The 11,065-nt window shown below is 69.8% G+C and carries 5 protein-coding genes, 1 tRNA gene and 1 rRNA gene; 2 read left to right on the top strand and 5 right to left on the bottom strand.

What is annotated here, in order from left to right:
• Positions 1 to 101, top strand: a 5S ribosomal RNA gene (rrf, locus tag IEX05_RS11115); the annotation flags it as partial.
• A gap of 94 nt (positions 102 to 195) precedes the next feature.
• Here the strand turns inward: rrf and pcp are convergent.
• From pcp to IEX05_RS11090, 5 genes are all read right to left on the bottom strand, one after another.
• Positions 196 to 816: a pyroglutamyl-peptidase I gene (pcp, locus tag IEX05_RS11110; protein ID WP_188701837.1), complete on the bottom strand. Its 621-nt coding sequence runs from the start codon at positions 814 to 816 to the stop codon at positions 196 to 198.
• Between the two features lie 9 nt (positions 817 to 825).
• The gene (locus tag IEX05_RS11105; protein WP_188701836.1) at positions 826 to 1,740 is read right to left on the bottom strand and encodes an ADP-dependent NAD(P)H-hydrate dehydratase; all 915 of its coding nucleotides are present in this window, start codon (positions 1,738 to 1,740) and stop codon (positions 826 to 828) included.
• Positions 1,724 to 2,551, bottom strand: a complete 828-nt coding sequence (locus IEX05_RS11100) for a histidine phosphatase family protein (RefSeq protein WP_188701834.1) — start codon at positions 2,549 to 2,551, stop codon at positions 1,724 to 1,726. Before IEX05_RS11100 ends, IEX05_RS11105 begins: the two co-directional genes overlap by 17 nt.
• A 97-nt stretch (positions 2,552 to 2,648) precedes the next feature.
• Positions 2,649 to 4,118 (bottom strand): DUF5129 domain-containing protein, encoded by a 1,470-nt coding sequence (locus tag IEX05_RS11095; protein ID WP_188701832.1) that lies wholly within the window; start codon positions 4,116 to 4,118, stop codon positions 2,649 to 2,651.
• Between the two features lie 40 nt (positions 4,119 to 4,158).
• Positions 4,159 to 4,229 (bottom strand) — tRNA-Gly (locus IEX05_RS11090).
• Between the two features lie 436 nt (positions 4,230 to 4,665).
• Here IEX05_RS11090 and pulA point away from each other — a divergent pair.
• Complete coding sequence (gene pulA / locus IEX05_RS11085) at positions 4,666 to 10,974, top strand: pullulanase-type alpha-1,6-glucosidase (protein WP_188701830.1); 6,309 nt, start codon at positions 4,666 to 4,668, stop codon at positions 10,972 to 10,974.
• The last annotated feature ends 91 nt before the right edge of the window (positions 10,975 to 11,065 follow it).

The following is an 11,065-nucleotide window of genomic DNA, read 5'->3' as shown; positions in this document are numbered from 1 at the left end:
AGAGGGAAACGCCCGGTCACATTCCGAACCCGGAAGCTAAGCCTCTCAGCGCCGATGGTACTGCAAGGGGGACCTTGTGGGAGAGTAGGACACCGCCGGACTTCACTTAAAACGAAAAGGTCACCCAATGCTGGGTGACCTTTTCGTCGTTTACGGCACGTATCCGCCCGAGCGGATAGACGCCGGGGACACCTCCTAGTGGAGCGTGCCCGCGGCGCCGTCGGTGTCGGTCTTCGCCTCTGCGGCCACGCGGACGGCGGTCTCGAGGGCGTCAGCGATCGCCCGCGCCGGGAGCGAGGGCTGCCCGTTCGGTGCCAGCTCGTCGGACCAGGGCACGTGGATGAACCCGGCCCGGGCCTCGGATCCGCGCGTTTCGTCGAGCACGGCGTACATGACGTCGTTGCAGACGAAGGTGCCGGCGGTGTACGAGACGGCGCCGTCGACGGCGGCCGCGATGCGCCTCACGGGGAGCGTTGAGAAGTAGGCCGCCGGTCCACCCGCGACGCAGGGCTCGTCGACGGGCTGCGCGCCGCCGTTGTCGGGGATCCGTGCCTCCCGGAGGTTGATCGCCACGCGCTCGGGGGTGACTGACCGCCTCCCGCCCGCCAAGCCCGTCGAGATGACGACGTCGGGGCACAGCTCGCGGATCCGCGCGCGGATTTCGTGGGCCGCCGCGTCGAACTCCACGGGGAGTATGGCCGTGACGAGCTCGTCGGGGCCTCGCCACCGGCGGGCGACCTCGCGTACCGCATCGCCGGAGGGGTTTCCGGTGTCGCCGCCGAAGGGTTCGAAGCCGGTGAGAAGGATCGTGCGCATTCCGCCAGCCTATTGGCGTGCGCCGCCGCTCGCGCGAGTCGCCCCCATGGTGCGGGCGATGATGTCCGGAAAGAGGCCGGCCAGCTCGCCCGCCAGGTAGCCGACGCCGTTCCCGACGATGGCGAGCTCGTCGCCCGCCGCGGCGTGGACGTAGGTGCCCCATGCCGCGGCGCGCAGCGGTGAGAGGCCGCGGGCCGCGAAGCCGGCGACGGCGCCCGCGAGGACGTCTCCGCTGCCGGAGGTGCCGAGGCCGGGGCCGCCCGCGTCGATCGTCCAGGCAGAACCATCCGGATCCGCCACGAGCGCCTGTGTGGCGACCGCCGCTCCGTACCCGGCGGCGACATCGAGCGCGGCCTCGTGGAACTCCTTCGCGCGCTCCGGTTCGAGGTCGTCGTCGCCGACGAGCAGACCGAGCTCCGCGGGATTCGGGGTGAGGATCAGGCGTCCGCGAAGCGGCGTCACGAGTTCGGGCCGTCCGGCGATCGCGCCGAGCGCGAAGGCATCGAGCACGATCGTGAGTGAATCGGGGGCGGCCTGCGCCAGGCGCTCGACCGTCTCGCGCGTGGTGTCGACGTCGTCGAGCCCGGATCCGTACAGCAGCACGCTTACATCGTCGAGCTCCGGCGTGAACACGGCGTGCGCGCCGCCCGCGATGCGCCCCGACGGCGTCTCGGGGAGCGCGAGGACGCCGGACTCGGGGACGGCGACGGCGACGTGCGGCGCGACCGACTCGGCGACGGCGAGCATGAGACGGCCTGCTCCCACGCGGAGCGCGGCCGTGCCCGCGAGGATCGCGGCGCCGGGTGTGCGGCGCGCCCCGCCGGCGACGAGCACCGTGCCGCGGTCGTACTTCGACGCTCCCGGATCCGGGAGACCCCACCGGCGCAGGGTGCGGGGAGTCAGCGGGTCAGCGCGCGCGGGCATCGTCCGCCCTCCCGCCCTCGCGCATGTCGCCCGCGCGCACATCGCCCGCGTTCACGTCGTCTGCGGGAACGTCCTCGTCCGGCAGGTCTTTCGGCTCGATGCGCCCGCGGTGCATCGTCGCCGGCACGCCGCTGTCGAGGAGGTGGGACACCTCGCCGACCCGAACGGGGCTCCAGGATCCGCCGCGGTCGCGCACGAGTTCCGTGATCGAGGCATTGGGTGCGGGTTCGTCGAGTGCCGCGGCGAGCACGCGCCGTTCGTCCCAGCCCTCGAGCACGTAGCGGATGAGATAGATGACCGCCTCGTGCGCGAAGAGCACCGCCGTGCGGTGGCGCAGGTCGTGCAGCTCTGAGAGGAAGGACCGCAGCCGTAGCGCGACATCGGCCCACGATTCGCCGCCGGGCGGACGGTAGTAGAGCTTTCCGAGGCGTGCGCGGCGCGCCGCCTCTTCGGGGAAGCGAGCGACGACGCCGTGCGAGCTCAGGCGGTCGAGGATCCCGAGCTCGCGGTCGCGTAGGCGTTCGTCGAGCACCGGGACCGCCGGGGAACCGGCCGCCGCGAACGCGCGCAGCGCGGTGTCGGCGGCGCGGGTATAGGGCGACGACCAGACGGGCGTCCGCCCGTCAATGCCCTCGGCATGCAGCGCCGCACCGAGCGCGTCGGCCTGCGCCTCACCGAGCGTCGACAGCGGGGTGTCTGCGTCGCGGTTCTGCAGGCCGATCAGGTGCGCGCCCGTGTCCTCGGCGGTGCTCGCCGCTTGGTTGCCGACGCTCTCGCCGTGGCGGATGAGGAGGAGCCGCTCGAGATGCATGGCTCGACCATATCGGGAAGCATCCGGGTGCGGCCAGCCCTTGCGCGATGCGGGAACGTCACCTATCCGCGCCGCGCGGGTGCGCCGTGAACGCGGTTCAGAAGCGGCTGGATCCTCCGGATCCGGAGAAGCTCGTGCCCCCGCCGTATCCCGAGGAGATGCCGCTGCTGCTGGCGGATGCGCGCGAGCTCTCGACGGACTGCGTTCCCGCGCGGTAGCCGGCGTGATAGTCGGCGACGTGCCAGAAGTAGCTGTAACCGTAGGCGAGATCGAGGATCGAGCCGCCGGCGCGCGCCGATCCGCGGCGGGCCTTCTGGATCTCGGAGCGCATCTCCTCGGCCTCGCTCGAGTCCTTCGCGAACGCCGCGATCTGTGCCTCCGAGAAGGCCTCGAGCCTGTTCGTCAGTTCGGTGCGGATCTCGCGGAGCCGGTCGAGCGCGTCGTCGACCGTGAGCGCCTCGGTTGCGAGATCGGAGCCGAGGCGTTCAACCGTGGTCTTCGTCTGCTCGCCGTAGGAGACGAGCGCCGCGGCCGGCGCGGCGAGTTCGCTCGGGCTGTCCTCAGCGAGAGCCGGGAGCGCGTCGAGGTCGTCGAGGAGGGGCTTCGTCTGCGCCGCCCATGCGTCCTGCCAGGCGGGGGAGCGGCGGTAGAGTGCGGAGGCCGCCCCGATCGCGTCGTCGATCGCGTCGAGCTTGCGGGCATTCTTCTCGAACTTCTTCGCCCGGTCGACGTTCGCGCTGCGCGAGCGTTCCTTCGCGTCGAGGCCGCGGAGCGCGTCGCGTTCGGCGTCGGATGCGCGGTAAAGGTCGAGGAACTCGCCGAACTTCTTCTCGAGTTCGGCGGCGTAGCGCGACCCGGCGGGGAACGTTGTCGCCGCGATCTCGGTCTCCTCGAGGTCCATCGCTACCTGCGTGAGATGCTCGGATCCGGTGTCGAGCGCGGTCGCGAACGCCTCGCGGCGGCTCCTGCGCACCGACAGCGTGATCCCGGTGGTGGCACCGACGACGGCGACGCCGCCCACGCCGATCGCGGCCCAGCCGCCGGGGGAGACGGGCGGCGCCCCGATCAGCTCGGCGCCGCTCTCGGCGACGTCGATGACGCCGTCGGTCCAGCGCGCTTGCCGGAAGTTGTCGGTGCCCGCGGCGTGCATCTTCTCCATGCGTCCCTCGCTCACGGCCCGGTCCTCGCCGAAGTAGGTGCCGATCTGGCCGTGCCCGTCGTCCTCCACGGACAGGGTGATGATGAACAGCCCGTCGGACCAGTAGTCGCCGTAATCGTTCGGGTCGTCCGAGATCCACTCGGGGTGCACCTCGCGGGCGTAGTTGAGCGTCTCGCGGTTGATGTTGTCGCTGTACTCACCGAGGCGGGTATAGATCGCCACGTCGGTCGGCTCTCGGAACTCGAGCCCGCCGAGAACGTCGTTCAACTTCTCGGCGTTCAGCACGCCGGCGGTGTCGTCGATCGTGAGCGACGCGGGCGCCTCCCCGGCATCGGCCGCGCACCCGGCGGCACCGGCGATGACGAACAGCGCGACACCCGCGCCAGCGGCAATCTTCGTAGCGAGCATGGACACCCTCTCCGTCGGAGGTTCCACGCTATCGGGTCGGAGGGGCTGACGGGAATCGAACCCGCGCTGTCTGCTTGGGAAGCAGAAGTTCTACCATTGAACTACAGCCCCGTGATCGTTCTGACGCGTGATTTCGCGGTCGAACGGGGTGATCCCAGCGTAGCGGTTGCCTGCGCGATGACCAAACTTACCGGTTACCACCGTCTTGAATGAGACGTGCGTCGGCGCGACGAGTCCGGGCTCTCATGGAGGCGGATGCTGTCGCACCTCGGCGAGTTCGCGACGCGAGCGATCTGCCCACCACGCGACTGGAAGCGTTTCCATTAACGTGACGCCTTGCGTGGTGCGAGAAGGTCGACGGCTCGATGCTCGTGCCTCCATGTCGCCGGAATTATCAACGTTCTCGGACCCTGCGTGCCGCCGTGCCGCGGAGGTGAATTGCCGATGGAAAATGGAAACGTTTGCATCTTTCCGAGCAACGCTGTTACTGTGGCGACACTCACCCGAGGGCCCCGGCCCACAGCTTCCTGGAGAAGACGTGACGACGATGTCATCTGAACCTCGCACGCCCGCGCGCCGCGACGGATCCGCCCGCACCGCACGCACGGCCTTCGCGGCCCTCACCGCGATCGCCGTCGTGGGCGCGCCGGCGCTCGTCCCGCAGCAACCCGCGGCGGCCGCTGATCGCACCTTCGTGGTCACCGGCAGCCTGCAAGACGAGCTGGGGTGCGGATCCGATTGGGCACCCGATTGCGAGGCGACGGCCCTCGCCCTGACGGACGAGGCGAACGTCTACGCGGCGGAGTTCGAGGTGCCGGCGGGCGACTACGAGTACAAGATCGCGGTCGACGGCGGCTGGGACGAGGCGTACGGCCTCGACGGCGGCGCCGAGAACATCCCGCTGCGGATCGCGGGCCCCGCGCAGCTGCGCTTCGTCTACAACGACGAGACCCACCGCGCGGGCGTCGAGGTGCTGAGCCTCGACGACGGATCCGCCGACGCGGCGCTCGTCGCGGATCCGGCGCGCGAGCCGGGATCCGACGAGACCTTCTATTTCGTGATGACCGACCGCTTCGCGAACGGTGACACGACCAACGACACCGCGGGGATCGAGGGCGACCGGCTCGATCACGGCTTCGATCCGAGCGACAAGGGCTTCTATCACGGCGGCGACATCGCGGGCCTGCGAGAGAACCTCGACTACATCGATGGCCTCGGCACGACGGCCCTCTGGCTGACGCCGAGCTTCGCCAACCGGCCGGTACAGGGCGCCGGCGATGACGCGAGCGCGGGGTACCACGGCTACTGGGTGACCGACTTCACCCGCATCGACCCGCACCTCGGCACGAACGAAGAACTCGGCGCCCTCATCGACGAGGCGCACGCCCGCGGCATCAAGGTGTACTTCGACATCATCGCCAACCACACGGCCGACATCATCGACTACGCCGAGGGTGAGTACGGCTACGTCGACCAGGCGACGTCGCCGTATCTCGACGCGGACGGCAACGCGTTCGACCCCGCAAACTACGCCGGCACCGGCACCTTCCCGGCGCTCGACGCTTCGACGTCATTTCCGTACACGCCCGTCGTCACCGACGAGAACGCCAAGACGCCCGGGTGGCTGAACGACCCGACGCTCTATCACAACCGCGGCGACAGCACGTGGACCGGAGAATCGGTCACTTATGGCGACTTCTCGGGCCTCGACGATCTCATGACCGAGCACCCAACGGTCGTCGACGGCTTCGTCGACGTGTACAAAGACTGGGTCGACTTCGGCATCGACGGCTTCCGCATCGACACCGTCAAACACGTGAACTTCGAGTTCTGGGAGCAGTGGACGACCGAGGTCTCCGACTACGCCAAGTCGCAGGGCAAAGACGACTTCTTCATGTTCGGCGAGGTGTACGACGCCGACCCGGTCAAGCTCTCGCCGTACGTGCGCGACACCGACATGAGTTCGGTGCTCGACTTCACGTTCCAGAGCTCGGCCGTGAGCTACGCGGGCGGCAACTCCGCGCGCGGTCTGTCGGCACTGTTCGCCGGCGACGACTACTACACGACCCCGACGGCCTCGGCGCAGGCGCTGCCGACCTTCCTCGGCAACCACGACATGGGCCGCGTCGGCTCGTTCCTTCTGAACGCCGACGACAGCCTCGAGCGCACCGAGCTCGCCCACGACCTGATGTACCTCACGCGCGGCCAGCCCGTCGTCTACTACGGCGACGAGCAGGGCTTTGCCGGAACCGGCGGTGACAAGGACGCGCGCCAGGACATGTTCGCGACCGAGGTCGACGAATACGCCAACCAGCCGCTCCTCACGGGCGAGAATGCCGGATCCGTCGACCGATTCGACGAGACCGCGCCGCTCTACGAGCACATCTCGGCGCTCGCCGACCTGCGCTCGAGCAGCGCCGCGCTCACCGACGGCGCGCAGATCGAGCTCTACGCCGAAAACGGCGCGGGCGTTTATGCCTTCTCGCGCGTCGATCGCGACGAGAAGATCGAGCACCTCGTCGCGGTGAACAACAGCGCCTCCGAGCAGACCGTGACGTTCACGGCTCTGACGCCCGGCGCCGGCTACGCGCCGCTCTACGGCACGGATGCCGCCCTCGAATCGGCGACCGACGGATCCGTGACCGTCACGGTGCCCGCGCTCGGCGCCGTCGTCTACCGCGCCGACGCCACCGTCGCGTCGGCGACGCTCGACCTGCAGGTCGCGACTCCCGCGGCCGGCGCCGCGCTCGAGGGCCTCGCCCCGATCTCGGCCGACCTCGGCGCGACCGCGTGGGCCGAGACGAGCTTCGCCTGGCGCGTCGTCGGCTCGGACGAGTGGACCCCGCTCGGCGTCGCCGAGGACGCCACGCCGCGCGTCTTCCACGACGTTCGCGACCTTCCCGCGGGCACCCTCATCGAGTACCGCGCGGCCGCGAAGACGGCCGACGGAGCCGTCACCGGCGCGTCGACGTACGCGTCAGTCGGCAACGCCGTGAACCTCGATGAGGCGCCGGACGGTGGCGAGGAGGAGATCGGCTCGGTCTCGATCGCGGGAGATCACAACACCGAGATGGGGTGTGTGAGCGATTGGGATCCGGCCTGCGAGGCCGCCATGCTCACGCTGCGCCCCGACGGAATCTACGAGGGCACCTTCGACCTCCCCGCGGGCACCTATGAGTACAAGGCCGCGATCGACGGCGCCTGGGCCGTGAACTACGGCGCGAACGGCGAAAAGGACGGCCCGAACGTCACCTACTCGCACGACGGCGGCCCCATCACGTTCTACTTCGACCCGCGCAGCCACGTCGTGCAGTCGAGCGCCGACGGGCCGATCATCACGATCCCCGGCAGTTTCCAGCAGGCGCTGGGCTGCGGCGGCGACTGGGATCCCGCCTGCCTCGCGACGCTCATGCATGACGGCGACCACGACGGCGTGTACGAGTTCACGACCGACCGGATCCCCGCCGGAAGCTACGAGGGGAAGGTCGCCCACGGGCTGAGCTGGACCGAAAACTACGGCGTGGATGGCGCGCTCGACGGCGCGAACTACGCCTTCTCGGTGGCCGATGGCGAGCCCGTCGCGTTCCGCTACACACTGGAGACGCACACGCTCGAGATCGCCGCCGAGGGTCCCGCTGTCGCGGGCTTCGGCGAGCTGCGGGCGCACTGGATCGATGAACAGACGATCGCCTGGCCCGCCGGCTTCGGAACCGACGACGAGGGCGCGCGGTGGGAGCTCCTCGCGAGCGACGACGCGCAGATCGCTCTCGACGAGGGCGCCGTATCGGGCGGATCCGCGACGGAGCTGACGCTCGTCGACGGCGGGCTGACCGATGCGCAGCTCGCGCGGTTCCCCGCGCTCGGCGGATCCACCGCCCTGCGGATCGAGGCGGGGGACGGCGTCGCCGACCTCCTGCGCGGCCAGCTCGCCGTTGCGGAGTACGACGCGGACGGCACGCTCGTCGCCCTCACGGGCGTGCAGCTGCCGGGCGTGCTCGACGACCTCTACGCCGACGCGGCATCCGGCGCCGAGCTCGGCCTGACGTTCGACGATGAGCAGCCGACGTTCCGGCTGTGGGCGCCGACGGCGCAGAGCGTCACCCTGCTCACGTGGGGCGAGGGCGCTGCGGATCCGGCCCGTCACGAGGCCGTGCGAGATGACGCCTCCGGCGCGTGGGCGGTCGAAACCCCCGGCGGCGTCGCCGTGGGCGACGAGTACCTGTGGGAGGTGCGCGTCTACGCGCACGACACCGGCAAGATCGAGACGAACCTCGTGACGGATCCGTATGCCGCCGCGCTGACGACGAACTCCGAGCGATCGGTCGTCGTCGACCTCGCCGACGCGTCGCTGCGGCCCGAGCTGTGGCGCGAGGCGGAGGCGCCCGAGGTGGAGCGGTCGGTTGACCGTGCCATCTACGAGCTCCACATTCGCGACTTCTCGATCTCGGACGAGACCGTGCCCGAGGCCGAGCGGGGAACCTACCTCGCCTTCGCCGAGGACAGCGACGGCACCCGCCAGCTGAGCGAGCTCGCCGACGCGGGCATCACCAGCGTGCACCTGCTGCCATCATTCGACATCGCAACGATCGAGGAGGACCGCGAAGCGCAGGCCCGCACCGAGTGCGACCTCGAGCAGATGGCCCCCGATTCCGACGAGCAGCAGGCCTGCGTCGCCGAGATCGCGGCGGGCGACGGCTTCAACTGGGGCTACGACCCGTTCCACTTCTTCGCTCCGGAGGGCTCGTATGCGACGGATCCCGAGGGCGGATCCCGCGTCTCGGAGTTCCGCACGATGGTGGGTGCGCTGCACGACACCGGCCTCGAGGTGATCCTCGATCAGGTGTACAACCACACCGCGGCATCGGGCCAGGCCGAGCGCAGCGTGCTCGACAAGGTCGTGCCCGGCTACTACCACCGCCTCGACGCGAAGGGCGCCGTCGAGACCTCAACCTGCTGCGATAACGTCGCGACCGAGCACGCCCTTGCGGGCAAGCTCATGGTCGACGCGGTCGTCTGGTGGGCGAAGGAGTACCACGTCGACGGGTTCCGCTTCGACCTGATGGGCCATCACTCGCGCGAGAACCTGCTCGATGTGCGCGCCGCGCTCGACGAGCTGACGCTCGAAGACGACGGCGTCGACGGATCCGGCGTCTTCCTCTACGGCGAGGGCTGGAACTTCGGCGAGGTCGCCGATAACGCGCTCTTCGAGCAGGCCACGCAGGGCCAGCTCGGCGGCACGGGCATCGCGACCTTCAACGACCGCCTGCGCGACGCCGTGCACGGCGGCAGCCCCGTCGACTCGTCGTCGACGCGGGTGCAGGGTTTCGGAACCGGGCTCGGCACGGATCCGAACGGGGATCCGTCGAACGGCACCGACGAGGAGGCACTCGCCGACCTCGCGCACCAGAGTGACCTTGTGCGGCTGGGCCTCGTCGGCAACCTGCGCGACTACACGTTCGTCACCTCCGACGGCGAGATGACGCGCGGCGAAGACATCGACTACCGCGGCGCCCCCGCGGGATACGCCGACGAGCCCGACGAGGTCATCAACTACGTCGACGCTCACGACAACGAGACGCTCTACGACATCGGCGTGCTGAAGCTGCCCGTCGACACGTCGATGGACGACCGCGTGCGCATGAACACGCTCTCGCAGGCGACCGTGACGCTGTCGCAGGGTGTGCCGTTCTGGCACGCCGGCACCGAGCTGCTGCGCTCGAAGTCGCTCGACCGCAACAGCTACGATTCGGGCGACTGGTTCAACCGCATCGACTGGTCAGGTCAGGATTCGACCTTCGGATCCGGCCTGCCGCCGGCCGCGGACAACAGCGAGAAGTGGGGCATCATGGGCCCGCTCCTCGCGGATCCGGCCCTGAAGCCCGACGCCGACGCGATCGCGACCGCCGAATCGTCGGCCATGGATCTCTTGCGGATCCGTAACGAGGTCGACCTGCTGCGGCTCGGCAGCGCGGACCTCATTACCGAGAAGGTGTCGTTCCCGAACAGCGGGCCGGACGAGGCGCCCGGCGTGATCGCGATGCTCATCGACGACCAGCAGGGCGAGTCGTTCTCGGAGGAGTTCGACGGCGCGCTCGTCGTCTTCAACGCCAGCCCCGACGCCATCACCGAGCAGGTCGCCGGCCTCGAGGGGCGCGAGTTCCGCCTGACCCAGGCGCAGCAGGACGGCGCGGATGACGTCGTGCGCTCGACGAGCTACGACGCCTCGACGGGGACGGTGAGCGTGCCCGCGCGGACCGTTGCCGTGCTCGTGGAGGATGCGCCGGATGACGGTGGGTCTGGTGACTCTGACGATGGAGCTCAGGGGGACTCGGATGATGGATCGCAGGGTGGCTCTGACGGCGGATCGCAGGGTTCCGAGGGTGACACCGATGGTGGTTCCGATGACGGTGCCGGTTCCGACGGTGGCGGCAATTCGGAGGACGGCTCCGACGACGGCGCCGGATCCGACGATGGTGCGGACTCCGAGGATGGCTCGCAGGGCGGGTCCGAGGGTGACACCGATGGCGGCTCCGACAACGGCGCTGATTCGGAGGACGGTTCGCAGGGCGGTTCCGAGGGCGATACCGATGGTGGCTCCGACGACGGTGCGGACTCCGAGGACGGCTCGCAGGGCGATACCGATGGTGGCTCCGACGACGGTGCGGACTCCGAGGACGGCTCGCAGGGCGACACCGATGCCGGATCCAACGCGGATCCGGGCGACGGCGCCGAAGAGCAGGACGGGTTGAACCCGACCGGTGGATCCACGCCCGTGCCGGCCGCGATCGCGCTCGCGGCGCTCGTTGCGGGCGCGGGGATCCTGGTGATCCGGCGCCGCGCGCGCTCGGACGCCTAACGAGAGACGACGCCGCGGATCCTCGGGAAATCCCCGGGAATCCGCGGCGTCATCGTGTCCGGCAAGCGCGGACGACTCGCGGGATCCGCCA

It is taken from the genome of Microbacterium nanhaiense (genome assembly GCF_014646015.1).
In the GTDB taxonomy this organism is placed as follows: domain Bacteria; phylum Actinomycetota; class Actinomycetes; order Actinomycetales; family Microbacteriaceae; genus Microbacterium; species Microbacterium nanhaiense.
Note: the sequence above shows the minus strand (reverse complement) of the source record. Positions and strands in the feature narration are given on the sequence as shown.

Bases quoted from the DNA above. Each gene is read 5' to 3' on its own strand.
- pcp (WP_188701837.1), bottom strand. From the start codon at position 816: ATGCGCACGATCCTTCTCACCGGCTTCGAACCCTTCGGCGGCGACACC.
- IEX05_RS11105 (WP_188701836.1), bottom strand. From the start codon at position 1,740: ATGCCCGCGCGCGCTGACCCGCTGACTCCCCGCACCCTGCGCCGGTGG.
- IEX05_RS11100 (WP_188701834.1), bottom strand. From the start codon at position 2,551: ATGCATCTCGAGCGGCTCCTCCTCATCCGCCACGGCGAGAGCGTCGGC.
- IEX05_RS11095 (WP_188701832.1), bottom strand. From the start codon at position 4,118: ATGCTCGCTACGAAGATTGCCGCTGGCGCGGGTGTCGCGCTGTTCGTC.
- pulA (WP_188701830.1), top strand. From the start codon at position 4,666: ATGTCATCTGAACCTCGCACGCCCGCGCGCCGCGACGGATCCGCCCGC.